General features: G+C 70.9%; 20 protein-coding genes and 3 pseudogenes. 13 read left to right on the top strand and 10 right to left on the bottom strand.

The genetic code is table 11. The annotated features are described in order from the left end of the window. Positions 1–7: 7 nt before the first annotated feature. Positions 8–1,000 (top strand): enoyl-CoA hydratase/isomerase family protein, encoded by a 993-nt coding sequence (locus tag ACWCRB_RS24555; protein ID WP_450998087.1) that lies wholly within the window; start codon positions 8–10, stop codon positions 998–1,000. 20 nt (positions 1,001–1,020) lie between these two features. Here the strand turns inward: ACWCRB_RS24555 and ACWCRB_RS24550 are convergent, their stop codons facing one another. Next, complete coding sequence (locus ACWCRB_RS24550) at positions 1,021–1,905, bottom strand: NADP-dependent oxidoreductase (RefSeq protein ID WP_450998086.1); 885 nt, start codon at positions 1,903–1,905, stop codon at positions 1,021–1,023. Here ACWCRB_RS24550 and ACWCRB_RS24545 point away from each other — a divergent pair. From ACWCRB_RS24545 to ACWCRB_RS24535, 3 genes are all read left to right on the top strand, one after another. Beyond that, complete coding sequence (locus ACWCRB_RS24545) at positions 1,896–2,396, top strand: winged helix-turn-helix transcriptional regulator (RefSeq protein WP_450998085.1); 501 nt, start codon at positions 1,896–1,898, stop codon at positions 2,394–2,396. The two genes, ACWCRB_RS24550 and ACWCRB_RS24545, sit on opposite strands and share 10 nt — an antisense overlap. 177 nt (positions 2,397–2,573) lie before the next feature. Then, a complete protein-coding gene (locus ACWCRB_RS24540; RefSeq protein WP_450998096.1) occupies positions 2,574–3,218 on the top strand; it encodes a class I SAM-dependent DNA methyltransferase in 645 nt (214 codons plus the stop codon). 55 nt (positions 3,219–3,273) lie between these two features. After that, the gene (locus ACWCRB_RS24535; protein WP_450998084.1) at positions 3,274–5,274 is read left to right on the top strand and encodes a SpoIIE family protein phosphatase; all 2,001 of its coding nucleotides are present in this window, start codon (positions 3,274–3,276) and stop codon (positions 5,272–5,274) included. 77 nt (positions 5,275–5,351) lie between these two features. Here ACWCRB_RS24535 and ACWCRB_RS24530 read toward each other — a convergent pair whose 3' ends face one another. The 4 genes from ACWCRB_RS24530 to ACWCRB_RS24515 form a co-directional block, all read right to left on the bottom strand. Then, entirely contained in the window at positions 5,352–6,803 is a 1,452-nt protein-coding gene (locus ACWCRB_RS24530; RefSeq protein WP_450998083.1) for a DUF1996 domain-containing protein, read from the bottom strand. Between the two features lie 177 nt (positions 6,804–6,980). Next, the gene (locus ACWCRB_RS24525; protein WP_450998082.1) at positions 6,981–8,954 is read right to left on the bottom strand and encodes an SMI1/KNR4 family protein; all 1,974 of its coding nucleotides are present in this window, start codon (positions 8,952–8,954) and stop codon (positions 6,981–6,983) included. A gap of 112 nt (positions 8,955–9,066) precedes the next feature. Next, the gene (locus ACWCRB_RS24520) at positions 9,067–9,849 is read right to left on the bottom strand and encodes a TSUP family transporter (protein WP_450998081.1); all 783 of its coding nucleotides are present in this window, start codon (positions 9,847–9,849) and stop codon (positions 9,067–9,069) included. 65 nt (positions 9,850–9,914) lie between these two features. Next, positions 9,915–12,224, bottom strand: coding sequence for a heavy metal translocating P-type ATPase (locus ACWCRB_RS24515; RefSeq protein ID WP_450998080.1), 2,310 nt, complete (start codon positions 12,222–12,224; stop codon positions 9,915–9,917). 265 nt (positions 12,225–12,489) lie between these two features. Between ACWCRB_RS24515 and ACWCRB_RS24510 the strand changes: the two genes are divergently transcribed. The 6 genes from ACWCRB_RS24510 (at position 12,490) to ACWCRB_RS24485 (ending at position 17,840) form a co-directional block, all read left to right on the top strand. Next, positions 12,490–13,452 (top strand): hypothetical protein, encoded by a 963-nt coding sequence (locus tag ACWCRB_RS24510; protein ID WP_450998079.1) that lies wholly within the window; start codon positions 12,490–12,492, stop codon positions 13,450–13,452. A gap of 139 nt (positions 13,453–13,591) precedes the next feature. Beyond that, the gene (locus ACWCRB_RS24505) at positions 13,592–13,747 is read left to right on the top strand and encodes a hypothetical protein (RefSeq protein WP_450998078.1); all 156 of its coding nucleotides are present in this window, start codon (positions 13,592–13,594) and stop codon (positions 13,745–13,747) included. Beyond that, on the top strand, positions 13,744–14,961 hold the full coding sequence (locus ACWCRB_RS24500) for an MFS transporter (protein WP_450998077.1): 1,218 nt from the start codon (positions 13,744–13,746) through the stop codon (positions 14,959–14,961). Before ACWCRB_RS24505 ends, ACWCRB_RS24500 begins: the two co-directional genes overlap by 4 nt. Before the next feature lie 139 nt (positions 14,962–15,100). Beyond that, a complete protein-coding gene (locus ACWCRB_RS24495) occupies positions 15,101–16,024 on the top strand; it encodes a TIGR03619 family F420-dependent LLM class oxidoreductase (protein WP_450998076.1) in 924 nt (307 codons plus the stop codon). Positions 16,025–16,506: 482 nt separating this feature from the next. Next, positions 16,507–17,691, top strand: a complete 1,185-nt coding sequence (locus ACWCRB_RS24490; protein ID WP_450998075.1) for a sensor histidine kinase — start codon at positions 16,507–16,509, stop codon at positions 17,689–17,691. Further along, a complete protein-coding gene (locus ACWCRB_RS24485; RefSeq protein WP_450998074.1) occupies positions 17,688–17,840 on the top strand; it encodes a hypothetical protein in 153 nt (50 codons plus the stop codon). The genes ACWCRB_RS24490 and ACWCRB_RS24485 overlap by 4 nt, the downstream gene beginning before the upstream one ends. A gap of 18 nt (positions 17,841–17,858) precedes the next feature. On the opposite strand, the pseudogene ACWCRB_RS24480 reads toward ACWCRB_RS24485, so the two are convergent. From ACWCRB_RS24480 to ACWCRB_RS24470, 3 genes and pseudogenes are all read right to left on the bottom strand, one after another. Continuing rightward, positions 17,859–18,087, bottom strand: a pseudogene (locus ACWCRB_RS24480) (NADH:flavin oxidoreductase/NADH oxidase); the annotation flags it as partial. A 16-nt stretch (positions 18,088–18,103) separates the two neighbouring features. Further along, positions 18,104–18,649, bottom strand: coding sequence for an SDR family NAD(P)-dependent oxidoreductase (locus ACWCRB_RS24475; RefSeq protein ID WP_450998073.1), 546 nt, complete (start codon positions 18,647–18,649; stop codon positions 18,104–18,106). After that, positions 18,634–18,819 carry a hypothetical protein gene (locus ACWCRB_RS24470; RefSeq protein WP_450998072.1) on the bottom strand — a complete coding sequence of 62 codons (186 nt, stop codon included), beginning with the start codon at positions 18,817–18,819 and terminating at the stop codon, positions 18,634–18,636. Before ACWCRB_RS24470 ends, ACWCRB_RS24475 begins: the two co-directional genes overlap by 16 nt. Before the next feature lie 211 nt (positions 18,820–19,030). Here ACWCRB_RS24470 and ACWCRB_RS24465 point away from each other — a divergent pair. Next, positions 19,031–19,974: pseudogene (locus ACWCRB_RS24465) on the top strand (helix-turn-helix transcriptional regulator). Between the two features lie 59 nt (positions 19,975–20,033). After that, positions 20,034–20,165, top strand: a pseudogene (locus tag ACWCRB_RS24460) (aldo/keto reductase); the annotation flags it as partial. Positions 20,166–20,443: 278 nt separating this feature from the next. On the opposite strand, the gene ACWCRB_RS24455 reads toward ACWCRB_RS24460, so the two are convergent. Beyond that, positions 20,444–21,325: a helix-turn-helix transcriptional regulator gene (locus ACWCRB_RS24455; RefSeq protein WP_450998071.1), complete on the bottom strand. Its 882-nt coding sequence runs from the start codon at positions 21,323–21,325 to the stop codon at positions 20,444–20,446. 132 nt (positions 21,326–21,457) lie between these two features. Here ACWCRB_RS24455 and ACWCRB_RS24450 point away from each other — a divergent pair, with 132 nt between their 5' ends. Then, on the top strand, positions 21,458–22,408 hold the full coding sequence (locus tag ACWCRB_RS24450) for a quinone oxidoreductase family protein (protein ID WP_450998070.1): 951 nt from the start codon (positions 21,458–21,460) through the stop codon (positions 22,406–22,408). A gap of 107 nt (positions 22,409–22,515) precedes the next feature. Here the strand turns inward: ACWCRB_RS24450 and ACWCRB_RS24445 are convergent, their stop codons facing one another. Continuing rightward, positions 22,516–22,686, bottom strand: coding sequence for a hypothetical protein (locus tag ACWCRB_RS24445; protein WP_450998069.1), 171 nt, complete (start codon positions 22,684–22,686; stop codon positions 22,516–22,518). Between the last annotated feature and the right edge of the window lie 2 nt (positions 22,687–22,688).

Below are 22,688 nucleotides of genomic sequence, written 5' to 3'. Positions count from 1 at the left end.
CTGACCCATGACTGACACGGCTGCGGACGAGGTGCTCGCCCACGTCGACCGGGGCGTGGGCCGGATTCTGCTGAACCGGCCCAAGGCGCTCAACGCCCTGACGACGGGCATGGTCGCCGCCATCGACCGTGCACTCGCCGGGTGGGAGCACGCCCCGCCGACCGCCGTGGTGCTCGCCAGTACCGGCCCGAAGGCGTTCTGCGCCGGGGGAGACATCCGTACGATCCGCGAGCACAGCCTCGCCGGGGATGCCGAGGCCAGTGAGCGGTTCTTCGCGTCCGAGTACCGGCTCAACGCCCGGATCGCCGAGTATCCCGTGCCGGTCGTGTCGCTCATCGACGGTGTGTGCATGGGCGGCGGTCTCGGGCTGTCCGTCCACGAAAGCTTCCGCGTCGTGACCGAGCGTGCGGTGCTGGCGATGCCCGAGACCGGGATCGGGTTCTTCCCGGACGTCGGGGCGAGCTACTTTCTGCCGAGGCTGCCCGGCGCGATCGGCATGTACCTGGGCCTGACCGGACACCGCCTCGACGCGGCCGACGCCCTCTACACGGGGCTGGCCACGCACTTCGTCCCCGCGGACGGACTCGACGCGGTCGCGGACGCCCTGGCCGACCGTCCCGGCGACCCGGTGGACATCGTCCTCAACCGCCTCGTCGGCCGTTCCCCGGTGGCGGAGAGCGGGTTGGCGGCGGTACGCGGGGACATCGACCGGGCGTTCGGCGCGCCTACCCTCGGTGAGATCGAGAAACGCCTGCACCACCTCGACACGTCGTGGGCGGCTTCCGCGCTGGCCGCTCTGGAGTCCGCCTCGCCGCAGAGCCTGGAGATCACCCACGCCCTGCTGTCCCGGGGCAGGCAGCGCACCTTGCGCGAGTGTCTCGACGCCGAACTCGCTCTCACGCGCACGACCATCCGTACGCCGGATTTCCTGGAGGGTGTCCGTGCGGCCCTGGTCGACAAGGACCGCAGTCCTATTTGGGTACGCGCGTCGCACGGCTGACAGACACTGCCGAACTCACCTCAGTCGCTCTCGGGCGCCTTCGTGACCACGACCTTGCCCGCCGTGGTGCGGCCCTGTTCGACGTACGCCATCGCCTCCAGCGTGCGGTCGAACGGGAACGTCCTGTCGATGACCGGGCGGAGCTGCCCACTGTCGTACAGGGCGCCGAGCTGATTGGTGAACCCGGCGTCCGGCGGGCCGACGACACCGATGGCCAGGCCGCCCGGCTTCAGTACCGTGAGCGACTTCTCCAGGTTCGTGCCACCCAGGGAGTCCAGCACGAGGTCGTAGCCGGACAGCACCGTGGAGAAGTCCTCCTTGGTGTAGTCGACGACGATGTCCGCGCCGAGGCTCCTGACCAGCTTCTCGGTGTCGGGGGACGTGGTTGTCGCCACCTCGGCGCCGAGGTGCTTGGCGAGCTGGACGACCGTCGACCCGAGGCCACCGGCACCGGCGTGGACGAGCACCTTCTGGCCCGGCTTCAGATGGGCCCGGTCGACGAGGATCTGCCAGGCGGCCAGGGCCACCAGCTGCACCGCGGCTGCTTCGTCGAGGGTGAGCGAGGCCGGCTTGGGCGCGACGTCGTCCACGTCGATCGCGATGTACTCCGCGAAGCCGCCGATCCGCAGGTCGCGCGGACGGGCGTGTACCTCGTCGCCGACCTCGAAGCTGTGCACGGCGGAGCCGACGCGCGTCACGACACCGGCCAGGTCATGGCCGAGGACGAACGGGAGCTTGTATTTGAGGAGCTGCTTGAACTCCCCGTTGCGGACCATCTTGTCCAGCGGGTTGATGCTGGCGGCGCTCACTCTGACCAGGACGTCGCGGTCCCCGACCGTGGGTTCGGGTACCTGTGCGGCGCGTGCGCCGTCCTTGCCGTACTTCTCGACGACGAATGCCTTCATGCCGGCCGCCCTTTCTGGGTGATCTTCTCGATGACCGGGACACGTCGAACTGCTCGATCGCCCGGACCCTCGAGGTCGTCGGTGAGAAATGGACGATCCTGATCCTGCGCGAGGTCTGGTACGGCTCGTCCCGCTTCGGCGACTTCGAACGCGTCCTCGGCTGCCCTCGCAACCTTCTCGCTGCGCGGCTCCGGATGCTCGTGGAGGAGGGCATCCTGGCCGCCGAGACCTACAGGGAACCGGGATCACGGAGCCGGCCCAAGTACGTGATCACGCCCAAGGGCATGGATCTGGTCCCGGCCGTGATGGGGCTCCTGCAGCGGGGCGACCGTTACCGCGCCGACCCCGAGGGCCCGGCTGTGATCACGCGACACCGCGGCTGCGGCGCGCACGTCGACGCCCGGATCCGCTGCGAACAAGGCCACGCGATGGAGGCGGAGGACATCGAGAGCGTCCCCGGTCCCGCCTTCCGTATGAAGCCCGCCGACTGACCTGAGCGCAGTCGCGCCAGGACTCGATCGATCACTGGAATTGGGCCACGGCGGCCATCGCGGTCGATCTACGCCTAAGCTTGGATAACTGTGAAAAAATTACTCACAAACTGTTACATACAGGGCTGAAGGAGAATCCTCGTGACCAACCCCGCCGACGAAGTCGGCTACGGGAGCATGTGGCTCGACCGCACCGGTCAGGCCGAGGCCTTCGACGCCATTGGTGACCGCTACGACGAGGCCTTCCCGCACAAGGAAGGGCAGGTCGCGTCCGCCGCATGGCTCGTCGAGTCGCTGCCGCCCGGGGCCCGGGTGCTGGACCTGGGGTGCGGCACCGGCCTTCCGACCTCCCGCCAGCTCGCGGAGGCGGGCCTGCAGGTCATCGGGGTCGACCTCTCGGAGCGGATGGTCGCGCTCGCCCACAAGTACGTGCCCACCGGGGTGTTCCACCAGGCCGACATCGCCGATCTGCGGCCCGGAGGCCCCCGGGACCTCGGCCGCTTCGACGCGGTGACCGCCTTCTTCTCCCTGCTCATGCTGCCGCGCGCCGAGATTCCCCTCGCGCTGCGCACCATCCACCACCTGCTCCCGCCGGACGGTCTGTTCGCGCTGTCGATGGTGGAGGCCGACGTCGACGACTTCTCGATCCCGTTCATCGGAAGCACCATCCGGGTGTCCGGCTATCTGCGGGAGGAACTGCGCGAGGTCGTCGAGGAGGCGGGCTTCGAGATCGTCGAGGAGTCCTCGTACTCCTACGCTCCGGCGAGCGCGGACGTCCCGCCCGAGGTGCAGATCTTCCTGCGCTGCAGACGGCCCGCCTGACGCCCTCTGATCACCCCGCCCCTGCGGCGGGGTCCGCACGGTCGGAAGGAAACGCGTGACGAAGCACCTCGGAGCCGATGGAGGCACCGGCGGGCAGGCGGCCGACGGGCGGACGACCGGCGAGCGGACGGCCGACGTGCACGAGGCAGTTGCCGCTGGTCGCGCGCGTCGGCCGCAGTGCGCGGCCGCGGCCCCGTCGCCCGGCTCCGGCGCACGCTCCGACGGGGCACGTGCGCAGTCAGGTGCGAATCCCGGCTCCGAGGGGAGCGGCCGAGCGATGCGTGCGGCGGCTGCGGCAGCCCCCACCGTACGACCGGGCGGTCCCCGGCCCGACAGAGCCGAGCCGCAGACCGACAGGCTCCGCTACCTCGACGCGGCGACCCGGCAGATCGCCCGCGGCATGGACCTCGACGAGATGCTGCAGGAGCTGTGCCGGGCGGCCGTACCGGCCTTCGCCGATGTGGCGCTCGTTCATCTGTACGCCCCGCTTCCGGTCGGCGACGAGGTCGCCGACCCGCCCGGCGTCCTACGACTCCACACGATGGACCGCGCACCCCTGCGCAAAGCGGCCGTCCGCGGTTCCGGCCCACTCCCGCCGGTCGCCGACACCGCCCGGGCGGCCGAGGTCGTACAGCTGTCTCCCACCGGTCCGCTCGCCGGCCTGCTGCGGGCCGGGCGGCCGGTGTTCGGAGACCTGCCGGGCATCCGTTCCGTCGTGGCCGAGCTGCTGGGCGTGGCGAACTCTCCCGGCACGGTGCCGCCAGGACGACGGCTGATCCTCGCCCCGCTCCACGGCCGCAGCCACGCCATGGGCAGCGTCGTCCTCATCCGCGGCCCCGGCAGGGCGGACTTCACCGGCGACGACCTGCTCGTCGCCTCCCAACTCGCCACCCACACCGCCCTCGGCATCCACAAAGCGGTGCTGTACGCGCGGGAGGCGTCCGTCGCGGACGCGCTCCAGCGCACGATGCTCCCGCCCTCGCTGCCCGAGCCGGCAGGGGTCCAGCTGGCCAGCCGCTATCTGCCGGCCTCACGGACCGCGCAGGTCGGCGGCGACTGGTACGACGCGATCCTGCTGCCCGGCAACCGGGTCGCCCTCGTCATCGGCGACGTGATGGGCCACTCCATGACCTCGGCCGCGATCATGGGCCAGCTGCGCACCATCGTGCAGACCCTGGCCGGCCTCGACCTGCCGCCCGACGAGGTCCTGCACCACCTCGACGAACAGGCGGAGCGACTGGGCAGCGAACACACGGCGACCTGCCTGTACGCCATGTACGACCCCGTACTGCACCGGCTGCTGGTGTCCAACGCGGGCCATCTGCCGCCGGTGCTCCTGCACCCCGACGGCAGTACGGAGGTCCTGCCGGTGCCGCCCGGAGTACCGATCGGCGTGGGCGGCGGCGGATTCGAGTCCACCGAGATGCACGCACCGGCCGGATCGACCCTTCTCCTGTACACCGACGGCCTGGTCGAGTCCCGCGACTCGGACGTCCTGACCGGGGTGGACCGGCTGCGCGCACGGCTGCGGGCCGCAGCCTCCGGTTCCGGGCCACCGGCGCCGGCAGAGGTGTGCGATCAGGCGCTCGGCACGCTGGGTGCGGGGGACCGGGACGACGACATCGCGCTGCTCGCCGCCCGGTTCGAGGGCATCCTGCCGGAGACCGTCGCCTACTGGTACATGGCTCCCCGTCCGCAGACCGCGCGACAGGCCCGTCGGCTGACCCGCAGGACACTGCGTGACTGGGGTCTCGATGCCCTGGTGGAGTCCACCGAACTCATGGTCAGCGAGGTCGTGGCGAACGCCGTACGCTTCGCCTCCCGGCCGATCACCCTGCGACTGCTCTGCACGGACGTGCTGCGCTGCGAGGTGGGCGACAACTCGCCCCTGGTGCCGAGGATGCGACACGCCCGGCTCAGCGACGAAGGCGGCCGAGGGCTCTTCCTGGTGGACCAGCTGGCACAGAGCTGGGGGGTGACACGGGTGAGCACGGGCAAGGTGGTGTGGTTCGAACAGCCGCTGCCCGGACCGCTCGGCGAACAGGAACCCGCCTGAAGGATCGGTGCACTCCGTACATGGCGGTGGGCGCCGTCAGTCACGACGACGCCCACCGCTCGGTAACTCGTCCGGACTCAGCTGCACTTACGTCCGGTGTTGATGCACTGGACCGCCTTGTTCATCACCTTCGGGTCGAAGACGTTGATGAAGTCACCGTGGTCGGTGATCGGCTTGTGGTTCTGCTCGGGGAAACCGTCCAACGCGTAGAACGGGCTGGTCTTGCCGTTGTCCTTCACGCTGGGCGCCTTCACCGCGTACACCAGTCGCTGCACCAGCTGCGGGATGGCCTTGAAGCCGGTCGGGCAGTTGCCGGCCGCGTCGGCGAACGCCACGTGGGTGCGGTGGTTGGCGCTGTCGATGTTCGTGCCGTCCCAGCAGCTCTGGAACTTGAAGGTGCGCACCACGTTGCTGCCGCGGGGGCAGAGCGGGTACTTGTCCTTCAACTGCACCTTGTTCTCGAAGCCGGTGCAGCTCCAGGAGGCGTTGGCGTTGGCCGTGCCGTTGACGAACGCCTTGGCGTCACCGGTGATGATGCGCAGGAACTTGGGCATCGCCACCACCTTGCCGCGGGGGCTGCCCACGAAGTCCAGGGTGGCCTGCTTGGCCGTCAGGATCCGGCCCGTGTTGCCCTCGGCGCCGCCGCCCAGCTTGTCGGCGTCGAACTCCTTGGTGCCGTCCTGCAGACGCAGCACCGGCCAGTAGTAGGACGACTTGTCACCCTGGTTCTGGCAGCTGGTCGCGGCCTTGGCGAAGTCCTGGTCGCTGGAGAAGGCGTCGTTGTCCTGGTTGCCGACGTAGTCGTGCACGTGGTGTGCGCCGTTGGTGACACCGGGCGCGACGATCACGTTGTCGCTGTTGTACAGCTTGTTGGCGTTCACCCCGCACTTGGTGACGAAGGACCCCTTCGAGGCCTTCGCCGACCTGGCCGGCGCGCTCACGTTGGCCTTCACCTTGGTGATGTCCACGAAGTCGGCGGCGACGGGGCCGTTGCCGCTCACGCCGGCATTGGTGTTGTTGCTCGGGCTGGCGCTGGGCTGGCCGGCGGCGGGCTGGTTGCCGGTGGCCTTCAGCGTGCAGGCCGCCAGAGCGTCAAGGCCCTGCGGCTTGGCCGCCACCCGGCCGATGGCGGTGGCGATCCGGTCGATCGTCGCCTTCCGCTTGTCCTTCAGTGGGCCGATGATCGCGTTCTGGGCGAAGTTGGGATCCTGCGCGATCGCCCTCTGCGAGGTGGAAAGGCGCTGGTACGCCTCGGAGATCTGCTTGTCGAGGAGCGCCAGCTCCTTGTCGACCTGGGCCTTCGCCTGGGCGGGCACGGAGGTCAACTGCTGGCCGACATCGGGGCAGTCGATGGTGGAGCCGCCGGCCGCGAGCACCTGGTTCTGGGCAGAGCCCTTCGACGCGCCGGTCTCGTCGGCCGAGGCGTAGATGTTGACCGCCACCAACCCACCGGCGCCGATGGCCAGTGCGGCCGCCGCGCCTACCGCCCGGCGGGCAGTCTTCGATCTTCTTCGCGTGTTGCGTGTCATCGGGCCTCTCAAGGACATCTGCCGGAGTCGGCAGGACTTCCGGCATGGGGGAAGCGCGTCCATAGATACGGATGTGAGCGCGGAATACTCAGCGGATTCTCAGGTTCGTAGGTTTCTCCATCCATAAACGGGGCACGGATCCGCAATCCGGACCAGTACTCCGGGCCGGTTCGACGTCTACCGGTCGCCCGGCCCGTCGTCTCCCATCCGCTCGCCGTCCGCCGGGCGCGCGGCTGCCCGGTGCACGCGGATCACCGCATACGTCTCGCCGTCCCCCGGCGGACGCGTCCAGGAACGGCTGGTGAACGTGTGCAGCCGCCCGTTCACGATGGCGTGCCGCGGCAGAGACGCGCCGAACTCCCCAGCCACCGCTTCGAGTAGTGACCGTTCCGCCCCAGCCGCGTCCTTCGGGTCGCCCGGGTCTCCGACGAGCCGGCTCGGATCCAGCGCCCGCGGTATCTCCCCGGTCTGCTCGATCTCTCCCTGCGCGTAAGTGAACGCGTACTGCTCGGCACCGTCCCGCGCCACCGAGAGGTGGAAGAACGGTTCCCCGTGCCATGTCCTCAGACCGCTCCACACCACCACCGCGCGGGTGCCGGCGCTGGCGGCCGCGGCGGGGGAGACGAAGCGCCGCCGGTCGAACGGGGCCGGATCGCCGTCGAAGGCGAAGCCCCAGTCGGTACCGGCCCGGCCGACCGCCATGAGCGCCCTGTCGTCGAAGGACGAGAACTCCCTTTGGCTGTACGGCGATCCGTGACGCGCCTCCCAGGAGGTCGTGGGCTCGTTGAGCACGCTGCCGTCCTCGCCCTCGCCCCTGTCCGCGAGACGTCCGGGCAGCTCCACCGGCTCCACGCCTTCCACCAGGACGAACCGGTAGGACGTGCGGTTGTTGCCGGGGTCCGGATCCGCGAGCCACGCCAGGGTGTCCGGGTCGAGCCCGGCCGTCGGTCCCGGTGCCTCACCGGTCTGCCCGCCCCTCGGCGCGGACAGCAGCTCGCGGCCCCGCTCCGGGGTCAACAGCGGCCCGAGCACGGGGTCGGCCACCCACCCCAGCGGCACCAGGTGGTCCGGCCCCAGCGGCTCCCACAGGGAGAGAGCGCTCAACAGCGTCCGCCAGGCCCCGTCGGAATCTCCCCACCGGGCCAACTCCCGCGCCCGCTCGACCGCTTCCCCGAACGGTCCGGCCGCCGTGTACCGGTACGTGCCGTTCCTCACCTGGTCCAGCGTCGCGTAAGCCAGCGACACCAGGTCGTCGTCGGCGCCCCGCAGATGGAACGTCAGCGTGGAGTCGTCCCAGTACGAGTGCGCCGCGTGCTCGGCGACCAGCGGTGGCAGCAGTTCGGGAGTGTACCGAGGGTCCGTCACCAGTCCGTCGAAGTACACCGAGGAGGTCTGCCCCAGCAGGCGGCGTATCTGGTCGCCCAGACCGACGGCCCGCGGTCTGCCGTACCCCTTCGCCTCGTCCAGCGCCTTCCCGGCCCGCTCCCAGGCGCCGCGCAGCGCATCCAGCCGCGCCTCCTCCACCAGAGCGTCCAGCTTTCGCGTCGTGTCGTTGGCGAACACCGGCTCCCCGTCGCTCCGGTGCGCCCGCAGACTGTGGAACTCCCGGAACATGTCCCGCATGAACTCCAGGAAGTTCGCGTGCCGTTCGGGCGGCGCGGCCCGCCAGCCCGCCCAGGTGTACACGGCCCACTCGCCGTCCTCGTCCGCGTCCTCGGGATCCAGGAGGACGTACATGGCGTCGGATTCGACGTCGAGCTGAAGCCCGCGCCGCCAGATGTCCGCCTCCAGTCGCTCCTCGGGCCCCGCATCCTCGTCCAGGTACTCCTCGAACATGTCCGCGAGCCCCGACTCGTTGTCGTGCCAGTGCGCGCCCTCGGTCCCCGCCAGCAGCCACACGAACCCGCCCGCGTGCCGCCACCCGTCGCTGACCTGGAGGAATCCCCGGTACGACGGGGGCATCCGTCGGCCGAGGCGCTCCTCCATGGCCGCGATCCGTTCCTCCGGCGCGGGGGAGAACCCCAACCACCGTGTCTGTCGCGCGGTTTCGTCGTCCTCGCCCCGCGCCCCGCCGTCCGGCAGGGAATCCGCCCACTCCTCGCTCCACCTGAGCAGGAAGGACCGCCAGTCGAATGCCGTGGTGTCCGTCATACGCCCGATGCTGCCACCCACCACTGACAACGCCCCGGCCCCGCTGCTCGCTGCCGCCGACAGGCCACTCGAATCCCGGAGACGAGAACGTCGCGCGCCTCGGCCATGAGGTTCAGAGCAGTGAATGGACGGCGTAGACGACGCCGAGGGCGGCGGCGAGTGCGCCGAGCAGCAGGCGCAGCGCCGTTTCCGGCAGGCGGGGTTGGAGGTGGGCGCCGAGGTAGCCGCCGATCAGCCCGCCGAGGCCGCAGGCCAGGCCGAGGTACCAGTGGGGCGTCACATCGTCGGCGCCGGTCAGTGACAGCAGCGTGAAGGCCGTGGCCCCGGCCAGGGAGGTGACGAAGGTGGAGGCGAGGGCGGCCGGGGCGACCTGGGCGACGGGCATGCCCCGGCCGACCAGGACGGGGCCGAGGATGGAGCCGCCGCCGATCCCGTAGATTCCGCCGACGATCCCGACGGCCAGGGCAAGGCCGGTGACGGCGCGGGGAGATGGTTCCGCCGGCGGGTCGGTCCGGGCCGGGCGGAGAGTGCGTGTGACGAGCCACAGGCCCAGGGGCATCAGCAGACCGGCGACGAGGAGGCGGAAGACGGCCGGTCCCGGGACGGCGAAGACCCGCAGCACGGCGCCGACGGCTACGCCGGGCAGGGTGCCGGCCACCAGACGGCGGGTCAGCGGGCTGTACAGCAGGCCCGTACGGCGATAGCGCAGCAGTGCGCCCGGTCCGGCCACGACGTTGAACAGGAGGTTGGTGGGGGTGACCGCCGGGCTGGGCACGCCGAGCACGCTCAGTTGCACGGGCAGGAGGAACACCGCGCCGGAGACCCCCACCGGCGCGGTCACCGCCGCGATCAACAGGCCGACGGCCAGACCCGACAGCCCTGTCGACCACTCCACTCCGTCCCCCTGGTTCGAACGTCCGGCCAGTATCGCTGGCACGGACCGCGGCCTGTGGGGCTCCCTCACGACCTGCCGTACGCCCCGGTCTGTTTGAAGGACCGCAGACGCAGGCTGTTGGTGACGACGAAGACCGAGGAGAAGGCCATCGCGCCCCCGGCGATCATGGGGTTGAGCATGCCGAGTGCGGCGAGGGGCAGGGCCGCGACGTTGTAGCCGAAGGCCCAGAAGAGGTTGCCCTTGATGGTGGCCAGGGTCCTGCGGGACAGGCGGATCGCGTCGGCGGCCACGCGCAGGTCACCTCGTACGAGGGTCAGGTCGCCGGCCTCGATCGCCGCGTCGGAGCCGGTGCCCATCGCCAGGCCCAGGTCGGCGGTGGCGAGTGCGGCCGCGTCGTTGACGCCGTCCCCCACCATGGCGACCGTACGGCCTTCCTTCTGCAGCCGTTTGACCACGTCGACCTTGTCCTGGGGCAGGACTTCGGCGATCACCTCGTCGATTCCGACGGCCCGGGCGACCGACTCGGCGACGAGTCGGTTGTCGCCGGTCAGGAGGACGGGCTTGAGGCCGAGTGCGCGCAGGTCCGCCACCGCGTCGGCGCTGGTCTCCTTGATCGCGTCGGCGACGGTGAGGACGCCGCGCGCCTCGCCGTCCCAGGCGACGGCGACCGCCGTACGGCCCTCGGCCTCCGCCGCGGCCTTGGCCTCGGCCAGTTCCCGGGGCAGTTCGATGGACCACTCGGCCAGGAGCCTCTCGCGGCCGACGAGTACGGCGTGCCCGTCCACGACCCCTTGGACGCCGAGGCCGGCGACGTTCTCGAAGTTCTCCGGTACCGGCAGGCTTCCGGCCCGCTCGGCCGCGCCGGCGGCGATCGCCTGCGCGATCGGATGCTCGGAGGCGTGCTCCAACGCGCCCGCCAGCCGCAGCAGTTCGCTCTCGTTCACGTCCGGTGCGGTGAAGACGTCCTGGAGTCGCATGCGGCCCGTGGTCACCGTGCCGGTCTTGTCCAGGACGACGGTGTCGACGCGGCGGGTGGACTCCAGGACCTCGGGGCCCTTGATGAGGATGCCGAGTTGGGCTCCGCGGCCCGTGCCGACCATCAGTGCGGTCGGCGTGGCCAGTCCGAGCGCGCACGGGCAGGCGATGATCAGTACGGCCACGGCGGCTGTGAAGGCGGCGGCCGTGTCGCCCGTGGCGCCGAGCCAGGCGCCGAGGGTGGCGGCGGCGATGAACAGGACGGCGGGGACGAAGACGCCGGAGATACGGTCGGCGAGGCGCTGGACCTCGGCCTTGCCGTTCTGCGCGTCCTCGACCAGCCTCGCCATCCGGGCGAGTTGGGTGTCCGCGCCGACGCGGGTCGCCTCGACGACGAGCCGTCCGCCGGCGTTCACGGTCGCGCCGGTCACGGCGTCGCCGACGGTCACGTCGACCGGCATCGACTCGCCGGTCAGCGTCGACGCGTCCACCGCCGAGGATCCGTCGACCACGGTGCCGTCGGTCGCGATCTTCTCTCCGGGGCGTACGACGAAGCGGTCACCGACCGCCAACTGCGCGACGGGGACGCGTACTTCCTTGCCGTCCCGCAGCACCGACACGTCCTTGGCACCCAGTTCCAGCAGTGCGCGCAGTGCCGCGCCCGCCTTGCGCTTGGACTTCGCCTCCAGGTAGCGGCCGATGAGGATGAACGTGGTCACGCCGGCCGCGGCCTCCAGGTAGATGGAGGAGGAGCCGTCCGAGCGGGAGATCGTGAACTCGAAGCCGTGCCGCATGCCCGGCATGCCCGCATCACCGAGGAACAGCGCCCAGAGCGACCAGCCGAGCGCGGCGAGCGTGCCGAGGGACACCAGGGTGTCCATGGTCGCGGCGCCGTGCCGGGCGTTGGTGAACGCGGCCCGGTGGAAGGGGAACGCGCCCCAGACGACGACCGGTGCGCCCAGTGTCAGCGACAGCCACTGCCAGTTGTCGAACTGCAGGGCCGGGACCATGGCCATCAGCACGACCGGCACCGAGAGCGCGAGCGACCCCAGCAGACGCTGCCGCAGGGAGAGCAACTCCCCGTCCACAACAGGTCCGGCCGCCTGGACGTCGCCCTCCTCGCCGGCCGGTGGAGCGGGAGGGGGCGGCTCCTCGGCGGTGTAGCCGGCCTTCTCGACGGTGGCGATGAGGTCGCCGACCTCGATGCCGTCCGCGTAGGAGATCTTCGCTTTCTCGGTGGCGTAGTTGACGGTCGCCGTGACGCCGTCCATGCGGTTGAGCTTCTTCTCTATGCGGGCCGAGCAGGAGGCGCACGTCATGCCGCCGATGGAGAGCTCGACCTCGGAGGCGGACGCGGGTGCGGGGCCGTGCAGTCTCGTATCAGGAGCCGCGATGGTCATGGGAGGTTCTCCTGGGACGGGCCGGAACGTACGGCATCCACGTGCGCGGGAGCGGCACGCCCGGCGGGGAGGAAACGCGGGGCCCGGGGCCGTCGGCCCCGGAAGGTCTCAGACCGTGGGGTAGATCGCGATCTTGCTGGCATACCCCCGTGGGGTAGATGGTATACCCCCCGGGTGTATGTTCGCATCCATTGCAGGATACCCCATGGGGGTATAGGTTCGGGCGTATGACGTTCCTGTTGTCGGCCCTTCCAGGGAGACTCCTATGAAGACCTGGCCGAAGATCACCGGCTTCGCCGCAGCACTCGCCCTCGTGTTCGGCGCGGCCTACGGTGTGGGCAGCCTCGCCGGATCAGACGACTCGGGCACCAAAGCGGGTACGCACGCCGCCAGTGAGGTCGAGACGGCGGAGGGCGGCGGCACGGACGAGGCCGTGGAAGTCCCCGAGGGACTGCAGGTCTCGGCCCACGGCTACTCGATCGACCTGAAGACCCCGCGGATCGAGCGCGGACGCGCCACCGAGATACGGTTCGCCGTCCTGGACGCGAAGGGGCGACCGGTCACCGACTACACGGTGGAACAGGAGAAGGAACTCCACCTGATCCTGGCCTCCCGCGACCTGACCGTCTACCGTCACCTGCACCCCACGCGCTCCACCGACGGCACGTGGAGCATGCCCGTGAACCTGCCGACGGCCGGCGACTACCGCCTCTTCGCGGACTTCGCCCCGGCCGCAGGGGACGGCGAAAGCCTCACCCTGGGCACCGACCTGGCGGTTGCGGGGAGCTACCAGCCGCAGCCGCTGCCCGAGCAGGTGTCCACCAGCAAGGTCGACGGCTACACGGTCACCCTGCGCGGGGACCTCGACGCCGGCTCCGCACGGGAGCTCACCTTCGAGGTGACCAAGGACGGCAGGCCTGTGACCGACCTGCAGCCCTACCTCGGCGCCTACGGGCACCTGGTCGCGCTGCGCGCCGGCGACCTGGCATACCTCCACGTCCACCCCGACAGCGAAGCCGGCGACCCCAAGACGAAGCCCGGGCCGACCGTCTCCTTCACCGCCACCGCGCCCAGCGCCCACGGCTACCGCCTCTTCCTCGACTTCAAGCACGAGGGCAAGGTGCGGACCGCGAACTTCACCGTCCAGGCGGGCCTAGGTGGGGACACCGCCCCGGCGGAGGGTGAGCGCGCAGAGGAGAGCGGCTCGGAGGAGCACGGGCACGAGTGACGCCCCACCGCCGACCGGCCACCTAACGGCCGTGCCCGGTTGGCGTGCGGCCGAACTCTGCAACAGTCCCTCACCGCGCACGACGCTCCGTACGAGATCGAGAAGCCCGGCACGAGGCCCGGAAAGGCGCAACAGCGCGATGACCCCCACCTCGACCCCCACGCCCACCGCAGCGCTGCCCGTCCTCGCGAAGGTACTGATCGTCGGCGCCGGCATCATGAGCCTCGCCAACTCGGTCACCGTCCCCTTCCTGGCCGTGTTCCTGCGCAAGGAACTCGGGCTCCAGCCGGGATGATCGGCTTCGTCATCGGCCTCTACTTCAGCCACGGTGTCCTGGCGGTGTTCGTCCTCAACGCGATGATGGCGTTGAGCAGCAGTTCCTTCGGACCCGTGGGCAAGGCGCTGCTGAGCGACCTGCTCCCGCCGGAACGGCGGGTGAAGACGTTCTCCTACCAGTACATGGCCATCAACATGGGCTTCGCCGTCGGGCCGGTCGTCGGCGCGGCGGGCTACGGTGTCTACCTGGTCGGCCTGGCAGGAATCCTGCTGGAGGGCGTGCACGGCCGGATCTCCTCGCTGCTCGCGCAGCATCTCTCCGACGGCTTCGCCGACGGCACCGTGATCCTCGGGTATGTGCTGACCACGAACGCGGTGACCGTGGTGGCGCTGCAGCTGTTCGTCTCGCGGTTCGTGGAGAGGCGCAACCCGGTGACGGCCATCGTCGTCGGCGGTCTGCTGACCGTCGTCGGCATGGCCGGCTTCGCGTTCTCGGAGGAGATCTGGCACTTCGTCGTCGCGATGGTGGTCTTCTCGCTCGGCGAGATCCTCATCTATCCGGCGGAGTTCGCCATCATCGACCGGATCGCGCCGGAAGCACGCCGGGGCTCCTACTTCGGCGCGCAGACCTTCGCCCAACTCGGCGTCTTCGTCGGCCCGTTCACCGGCGGTCTGCTGCTCGCGGCCTACGACGGCACCACCATGTTCCTCGGCGTCGGCTGTTTCGCCCTGGCCGGCGTGGTCATCTACCTGCTCGTCGGCCGACGGAACGGATACCCGGCCTGGGCACCTCCGGGCCGGACCGCCCGGTGGAGCGGCCGAAGGAGGAACACGCCGATGAAGTGGCGTGAGAGAGCGCTGCGACTGCGGGTACTGCCCAACCTGCGCGCCCAGCGAAGCCGCGGCCGGCTCCGGCTCGGAGGGCTGATCGAGGAGAGCGTAATTGCCGTACGAGGTGCTGAGCCCGTACGAGTGCGAGCTGCCGGCGGCACACGCCACGTCGGGCTGGACCCGCCCGGCCCGAGCCGCCTCAACCGGCTTGGCGGAGGGCGTCGCAGCGTGCATCGCGGCCGTGGCGAGCATTGCCGGAACCGACGGGACGGGCTTCTCGCGCGACTTCACCACCGGCGCAGTCGCGACACCGGGCCGCGGTCCCTGTACGGGCGTTCAGCAATCGTCCATGCCGCTTCCCACGGAGCGACTTGGCCCCGGCGGCGACGGTCCCACGGATGATCCCGACGACGACATCCAGAACTTCGTACTTGGACACCGTCCGCGCCCACTTTTCACGCACTCCTCGTGCACAAGAGCGGCCTAGCGTGGGCCGCCCGCAGGCCCGTCGGGCCGTTGCCACGCGAAGGAGTCTCCCCAGATGCCCCAGTTACGGATCGGCCTGGCCGTACCTCAGTACGGCACGTTCGCCACGCCCGAGGCGATCGTCGAGGTGGCTCGCGCCGCGGAGAGTCTGGGCTTCGACAGTCTGTGGGCCGCGGACCGCATCCTCGCGCCGCACGAACCCAGCGACCCCTATCCGGGCGGCGACGGCACGATGCCGGAGCAGTACCGCACCTTCCTGGACCCGCTCACCGTCCTGACCCTGGCCGCGGGCGTGACGACGCGCGTACGGCTCGGCACCAGCACGCTCAACGCCCTGTGGCACACCCCTGTCCTGCTCACCCGGACACTCACCTCCCTCGACGTCGTCAGCCACGGAAGGCTGGACGTCGGCCTGGGCATCGGCTGGCTGCGGGACGAGTACCGGGCAGCCGGTGTGCCGTGGAAGGGACGCGGGGCCCGTCTCGAGGAGTGGCTGGACGTCGCGGAGACGATCTGGACCCGCGAGACCGTACGGCACGACGGTGAACGGTGGACGATCCCGCCCTCGGCCATCGAACCCAAGCCCGCGCAGCGTCCCCGTCCGCCGGTTCTGCTCGGCGGGTTCTCGCCCAGCGCCCTCGAACGGATCGGCCGCCGCGCGGACGGCTGGCTCGCGGTGGGACTGCCCCTGCCCGCGCTGACAGCGATGTGGAACACCATCCGGCTCGCCGCGGACGCGGCCGGACGGGACGCGTCCGCACTGCGCATGGTCCTACGCGTCAACCCCCTATTGACCCAGGACGAGGCCCCGGCGGAACTCGTCCCGAACACGGGAACGATCGACCAGATCGCCGACTACCTCCTCAGCACGGCCGAGGCGGGCGCCGACGAGGTACTGGTCGACCTCCAGCAGACGACGACCACGACGGACGAACTCCTCACCGCCGCCGAGACGTTGATCAAACGACTGCGCGCGTAGCGCTGTTCGACCCGTCGGCAGGGCGGGCTTCCCGTGCGGTGGCCCTGCCCGCAGACTTCCGGAAGACAACAGCGTCGGCCGGAGCCATCCCATACGGGGCAGGACGTACGTCTACCCTCCACGAGCGCGCAGACGAAGCACGCGACCGACACCACATACAACAGTGCGGGTCTGGCTTGTCACCAACTTCCTTACGGTGGATGCCGTACCACGCGTGATCGACGCGATGGGACCCGAGGGCACGGCCCGCGCGGTGCGGGCGCCCGCTCCTGGGCCGGCCCGGCTCACTTCACGTCGAGGATCTTCGCTCCACCTCGGCGAGCGCCACCAGGCCCTCTGGGGTCAGCGTGATCGCGTTCGCCCGGCGGTCCTTGTTGCTCGCTCAGCTCCTGTTGCGAACACGGGCCCACGGTCCGACGGCTCGCACGCGGCTACTCCCGCTGTCGTACGCGCCCGGGCACCACCGCTCGTACCGTGTACACGTGACGCCCTTCGATCGTCTGGCCGCCCGGCTGCGGAACCTTTCGCCCAGGGCCGTGGACCTGCTCGTGGTGGCCGTCGTCGCGTGGTTCACCGGGCTGGACGCGTGGTCGAACGCCCCGGAGTACCGCCAGGCGGACTGGTTCACCTGGCTGCTGCTGGTCGTTTCGCTGCTGGCGCTGGTGTGGCGGCGGCGGTGGCCGGTGGCGGTCGCGGTGGTGACGGGGGCGGCGTGTGCCGGGTGGGCGCTGTACGGGCACATCGGGGAGTTGCTGAACCTGCCGGTGATCGTGGCGCTGTACTCGGTCGCGGTGCGGGGCGACCGGCGTCGCACCGTGCGGACCGGGCTGATCGCCTCCCTCACCGCGGGTGCGGTCGCGCTGTGGGTGGGCCACGACGTGGTGAACCCTCAGGGGCTGCCGGTACTGGAGATGCTGTGGCCGCTGGTGCCCCTGTTGCTGGGTGAAGTGGTGCGCATGCGGCAGCAGTTGCTCGACGAGTACGCCGCCCGGGCCTCCCGCGCCGAGGCGGACCGGGAGCGGGAGGCGGCGCGCCGGGTCGGCGAGGAGCGGGTGCGGATCGCCCGTGAGCTGCACGACGTCGTCGCGCACACCGTCACGGCGATGACCGTGCAGGCGGGCGTGGCGCTGGACGCCTTTGACGTGAAGCCGGAGGTGGCCCGGGCGGCCATGCGTCAGGTGCGGGCGGCGGGCAAGGAGGCGGTACGGGAGCTGCGGGCCACCGTCACCGTGCTGCGCGCGCCGGAGGGGGATCCGGTCGAGCCGGCGCCGGGGCTGGAGCGGCTCGCCGAGTTGCTGGACCGGTTCGCCGGCGGCGATGTGGCGATCACGCTCCGGCGGGAGGGAGCGCCGGACGGGGTGTCGTCGGTGGTGGGGCTGGCTGCGTACCGGATCGTGCAGGAGGCGCTGACGAACGTGGTCAAGCACTCCGGCGCCCGGCATGCGCAGGTGTCCGTCGTCCGGCGGGACGGTCGGCTCACGGTGGAGGTCGTCGACGACGGCTCGCGGTCGCCGTCCCCGACTGAGGGTGGCTTCGGGCTGATGGGGATACGGGAGCGGGCGGCGGCGGCCGGGGGCACGATCGACTGTGGGCCGGTGCCCGGCGGCGGGTTCCGGGTGCGGGCCGAGTTGCCGGCCCGCGACGGCGACGGAGGAGAGCGATCGTGACGGTGCGTGTGGTGCTCGTGGACGACCAGACCGTCGTACGGGCGGGCTTCCGCGCCCTGCTGGACCTGACCGACGACCTGGTGGTGGTCGCGGAGGCGGCCGACGGGCGACAGGCTGTGGAAGCGCTGACTGTCGACTCCGCGGCCTGAACCGCCCCGCGAGGTCCGCTGTCGGCGGTCGTTCCACAGGCCCAGGTCCCAGGGGGTGATGCGCCCCGTCGGGCTGTATTCCGGTCGCCTCGGCCATCACGATCCCGCGGCCGGCTGCCCGGCCGGCCAGTTGGGTGAGGTGCGAGTCGGTCGGTACCCCGCTCTCCGGGCCGTCGGATGTGGCGGACTACATGCACATCGGAGATGTCCAGATGCGGTGGGGGATCTTGAAGGACCGCGGGGTCAGGGGGTCAACAGGGCACTCACGGGTGGTTCCTCATCGATTGGGTCATGCCGGCGGGCGGGCCGACGCCTTGGGCGGTGGCGGTGGCGGTGGTGGTGGGGCTGCGGCTCTCAGGGTGCCGGCCACCGGGCGTGCCGGGGAGCATTGCCGCGCCGCCCGGACGGTCCACCGCCCACGTGGTCACCCGCTCGGATCCTGAGGCGGGGAGCAGGCCCTGGACGTTGATGGCGATCATGCGCTCCCATTCGTCGGCGTCCGCGCCGACGACGGGGCCCAGGAGCATCAGCCCGGCGTTGTTGACCAGGGTGTCGAGACGTCCGAAGTGTTCGACGGTCTGCTGTACGGCGGCCTCGGCCCGGGCGCGGTCGGTGATGTCCGCTTCCACGACCAGGGCTGTGCCGCCGGCTTTCTCGATCTCGGCGGCCAGGTCGGCCAGGCGGTCCTTGCGGCGGGCCACGAGGGCGACGGAGGCGCCGTCCTCGGCGAGCCGGCGGGCGGTGGCGGCGCCGATACCGCTGCTCGCGCCGGTGACGAGAGCTACGGTGCCGGTCAGATTCGTTGCCATGGGATGTCCTGTTCTTCTTCGTTCGCCGGATGCACGGCGCGGGGCCGACGGGGAACCCGTACGTGCCGACGGGAGTGGTGAGCGCCGGTCATGGTGTAGCGGATGGCCACGGTGTCGGCCTCGGCCCGTATGTCCTCCACCGACCACTTGAGGTCGTGGAAAGCCCTCATGTTCGCCGGTGGGCAGGAACTCACTGGTGAAGCGCTCCATGACGCGCTTGTTCACCTGCGCGGTGCCGTGGTTCCAGGAGGCGGACTCCGCCGTGACGCGAGACGACGACGGTCGGCTTGGTGTACCGACGCATGCGCGTGATTCATCCTTCTGGTTCCGAGGATCGCAGCGGCGACGGCGCAGCGGAGGGGCTGGGGACCGGCGGCAGAAGTGCCGTTTCGTGGTGATTTCCGTGCGGAGATCAGGGAATTCCTGGGCACGCGGCGGGCCAGGATCACTCCTGAGCAGGCCGGGCTGCCCTCGTACGGGGGAGACCGTCGGCGGGTCACCGGGCTGCGCCGGGAGGGGAGGTGGCCCTGCTCGCGGGCATCTCCAGCGAGTACTACACCCGGCTGGAGCGCGGCAACGCCAGCGGTGTCTCGGAGAGCGTCATCGACGGCATCGCGCAAGCGCTGCGACTCGACGAGGCCGAACGCATCCAATTGCTCGACCTCCTGCGCGGCGCCGGCACGACCCGTCCGCCGCGGCGGAGGCCGGCCCAGCGGCGCGTGCGGCCCGCGGTGCAGCGCGTCCTCGACTCGATGACCGGCACACCCGCGTTCGTCCTGAGCAGACGCCTGGACATCCTGGCCGCCAACCGCCTCGGACGCGCGCTGTTCTCCCCGGTCTACGCCGACCCGGCGCGGCCGCCCAACAACGCAAGGTTCGTCTTCCTGGACCCGCACGCATTCGAGTTCTTCCGCGACTGGGACGAGGTCGCGAACGACGTGGTCGCAATGCTGCGGGCCGAGGCCGGCCGCGACGCCTACGACCGGCGGCTGACGGACCTGATCGGGGAACTGTCCACTCGCAGCGAGGACTTCCGTCGTCGCTGGGCCGCCCACGACGTCCGGATCCACACCACGGGCATGAAGCGGCTCCACCACCCGGACGTCGGCGACCTCGACCTGCCGTTCGAGACCTTCCCGCTCGGGGGCGACGCCGGCCAGAGCCTCCTCATATACACCGCCGAGCCCGCGTCGCGTTCGCAGGACGCCCTGAACCTGCTGGCCAGTTGGGCCGCCACCACTGACGACATCGACGAGTCCGAGCCGATCAACGACTCCGGGCCGGCTGAGTCGGCCGAGACCCCCCGACCGACCGACAAGCCGTAGCGCCCGCCCCGGTGACGGCGGCCGGAGGGGCCAGACGCAGCGCGGCCTGCCCAGGTGACCGGACCATCCACCGGCCGTTCGACCTGGGCGTCACCTTCATCGACACCGCCGAGGTCTACGGGCCGTTCACCAACGAGGAACTCGTCGGACGGGCCGTCAAGGGCCGCCGTGACAAGGTCGTCGTGGCGACGACATCGCCCCGATTCCCGGCACCAAGCGCGACGATCGCGTCGAGCGTGTCGAGGAGAACACCGCCGCCTCGCCGTGGCGACCCTGCTGGGCGGCGGAACACTGACTGCTCCCTGGAGAGGTAGGGAATGTCCACAGGCCTTGTTGCACCAGCCACTCGAACCACAGCAACCCCATAGGCCACACACTCGGAGGGGGCGCACCTTCGGCGCCAGGGTCATTTGTCTCAACTGCCGAGTATGCCTTGACACTTCAAGATCAGCTCTGTGGGTCTCCGGACTCAGCGTTCCGTCTTGGGGCAGCGGGTGTCGAGCAGGCCGGCGAGCAGTTGGAGTCGCTCGGCGTCGGGGCTGTCCTCGGCGGCGGTGCAGACGATGAGGGCGGGGCCGGGAGTGCCCGGCAGCGGGTAGGCGTCCCAGTCCAGGTTGAGTTCGCCGACCAGGGGGTGGTTGATGCGCATCTGGCCGCGGGTCGGTTCCTCCACGTCGTGGCGGGCCCACAGGGCGGCGAACTCGTCGCTGTGGACGGCGAGTTCACCCACCAGTTCGACGGCGCGCGGGTGCCCCGGATCGGCGGCGACCTGCGTCCGCAGCATCCCGATCAGTTCCGCGACGGTGGCCGCCCGCTCCGGGCATGCCTGGTCGGCCTCGGGGTGCAGGAGCAGCGACAGGAGGTTGCGCTGCTCCTGGGGCTGCTGGGTGAACTCGCCCAGCAGGGCGGCGGCCAGCGGACTCCAGGCCAGCACGTCCAGGAAACGGCCGACCACCAGGGCGGGCGAGGTCATGGTGCGCAGCAGTCGTAGCGTGGTGTCGGGCACCTCCTCCGGCACGTACGGACGCGGGCTGCGGGCCGGGGTGCGCGCGGCGGCGGCGAGACTGTGCAGGTGCCGGGACTCCTCGGCGGAGAAGTTGAGGGCGCGCGCGAGGGCGTCGAGGACCTGCTCCGAGGGCCGTACGTCGCGCCCCTGCTCCATGCGCTGGTAGTAGTCCGAACTCACCCCGGCCAGCAGGGCCAGCTCCTCCCGCCGCAGCCCGGCGACGCGCCGCCTCGGGCCCGGTTCGAGGCCGACGTCCTGCGGACGCAGGCGGGTTCGGCGGGTTCGCAGGAACTCGGCGAGTTCGCGGCGGGGATTGTCGCTCATGGCGAGGGGGGCGTCGGTCACGGCGCCAGTATGCCGCCGACGCGACTCGTGAGGGTGGGTCTGCCAGTCCCAGGAAAAGGCGAACGACCGTGATGCCGCGTGGAGGGTTCAGCATCGGATCAACCACTCAGCAGGCCGCGGAAGGACAGCGACATGAAGGCCGTTCAGATCACGAGTTTCGGTGCCGCGGATGTCTTGCGGGTCAATGACGTCGAGCGCCCCGTTCCCGGTCCGGGGGAGGTACTGGTTGCGGTCGGGGCGTCCAGCGTGAACGGACACGACGTGATCGTCCGCGCCGGGGAGTTGAAGATGGTGTCGGGACGCCGCTTCCCGATCGGTGTGGGGCTGGACTTCGCCGGCACCGTCGTCGAGACCGGCGCCGATGTCGCGGGTCACCGGGCCGGGGACCGGGTGTGGGGCACTGTGCATCCCCGGCAGCGGCACACCACCGGCGGGGCGGCCGAGTACGTCGTGGTGTCCGCCGACCGCATCGCGCCCGCCCCGGACGGTCTCTCACCGGCGGACAGCGCCTCCCTGGTCGTCGCGGGAGCCACGGCGTTGATCGCGCTGCGCGACAGCGTGCGCCTGGCGAGCGGGGAGAAGGTCCTGGTCCGGGGCGCGGCCGGCGGCGTCGGCACAGCCGCCGTGCAACTGGCACACGCCATGGGCTGCCACGTGACCGCACTGGCCCGCGACCGCCATGCCAAGCTCCTCACCGGCCTCGGTGCCGACGAGGTCCTGGACTACGGCTCCACCACCTCGGACCGGATCGGCCCCTTCGATGTCATCGTGGACACGGTCGGCTCGGAACTGCACTGCTACCGGAGCCGGTTGGCCAAGGGGGGCCGGATGGTCACCGTCGGACTGTCCGCGCCGGCCCTGGCCGCGATCGCCGCGTCCAGCGTGCACGGCTCCCGCCGCATCCGCACCTTCAGCGCCAACCCCGACACCGCCGTACTGCGCGACCTGGCCGACCACGTCACATCGGGTGCGCTGCGCCCGGTGGTCCACAGCGTGTATACGCTCGCGGACACCGCCGCCGCACACGAGGCGTTCGAACGCGGCGGCGTCGTGGGCAAGCACGTGGTCACGGTGGCCGCGTAACCTCGCCGTTCTCCTGGTCATCCGCTTCGGCGGGCGCCATCGCGACCACACCGGAGCAGGACGGCCCTGACCCGGCACCATGGATCGCGGTCTTGCGGAGGGTCCGGTCAGCGGGGACGGGTGCGCAGGTCGATGCCGCCCTGGCCCTCGCCGACGCGGAGGTGGCGGGGCTGCTCGGGCTCGGCGGCTGCCTCCGGCGAGATCTGTCGCGACGGCGGTGCCACCGTCGGCCGACGCCAGGATCGGCAGTCCGTCCGTCGTTTGCCCCGTCGTGCCATGT

Source organism: Streptomyces sp. NPDC002156, from assembly GCF_053593675.1.
This window is presented reverse-complemented; position numbering and strand designations above follow the sequence as displayed.

Bases quoted from the DNA above. Each gene is read 5' to 3' on its own strand.
- ACWCRB_RS24515 (WP_450998080.1), bottom strand. From the start codon at position 12,224: ATGACCATCGCGGCTCCTGATACGAGACTGCACGGCCCCGCACCCGCG.
- ACWCRB_RS24510 (WP_450998079.1), top strand. From the start codon at position 12,490: ATGAAGACCTGGCCGAAGATCACCGGCTTCGCCGCAGCACTCGCCCTC.
- ACWCRB_RS24495 (WP_450998076.1), top strand. From the start codon at position 15,101: ATGCCCCAGTTACGGATCGGCCTGGCCGTACCTCAGTACGGCACGTTC.
- ACWCRB_RS24470 (WP_450998072.1), bottom strand. From the start codon at position 18,819: ATGAGGGCTTTCCACGACCTCAAGTGGTCGGTGGAGGACATACGGGCC.
- ACWCRB_RS24545 (WP_450998085.1), top strand. From the start codon at position 1,896: ATGCCTTCATGCCGGCCGCCCTTTCTGGGTGATCTTCTCGATGACCGG.
- ACWCRB_RS24450 (WP_450998070.1), top strand. From the start codon at position 21,458: ATGAAGGCCGTTCAGATCACGAGTTTCGGTGCCGCGGATGTCTTGCGG.
- ACWCRB_RS24540 (WP_450998096.1), top strand. From the start codon at position 2,574: ATGTGGCTCGACCGCACCGGTCAGGCCGAGGCCTTCGACGCCATTGGT.
- ACWCRB_RS24550 (WP_450998086.1), bottom strand. From the start codon at position 1,905: ATGAAGGCATTCGTCGTCGAGAAGTACGGCAAGGACGGCGCACGCGCC.
- ACWCRB_RS24530 (WP_450998083.1), bottom strand. From the start codon at position 6,803: ATGACACGCAACACGCGAAGAAGATCGAAGACTGCCCGCCGGGCGGTA.
- ACWCRB_RS24525 (WP_450998082.1), bottom strand. From the start codon at position 8,954: ATGACGGACACCACGGCATTCGACTGGCGGTCCTTCCTGCTCAGGTGG.
- ACWCRB_RS24555 (WP_450998087.1), top strand. From the start codon at position 8: ATGACTGACACGGCTGCGGACGAGGTGCTCGCCCACGTCGACCGGGGC.
- ACWCRB_RS24475 (WP_450998073.1), bottom strand. From the start codon at position 18,649: ATGGCAACGAATCTGACCGGCACCGTAGCTCTCGTCACCGGCGCGAGC.
- ACWCRB_RS24505 (WP_450998078.1), top strand. From the start codon at position 13,592: ATGACCCCCACCTCGACCCCCACGCCCACCGCAGCGCTGCCCGTCCTC.
- ACWCRB_RS24500 (WP_450998077.1), top strand. From the start codon at position 13,744: ATGATCGGCTTCGTCATCGGCCTCTACTTCAGCCACGGTGTCCTGGCG.
- ACWCRB_RS24445 (WP_450998069.1), bottom strand. From the start codon at position 22,686: ATGGCACGACGGGGCAAACGACGGACGGACTGCCGATCCTGGCGTCGG.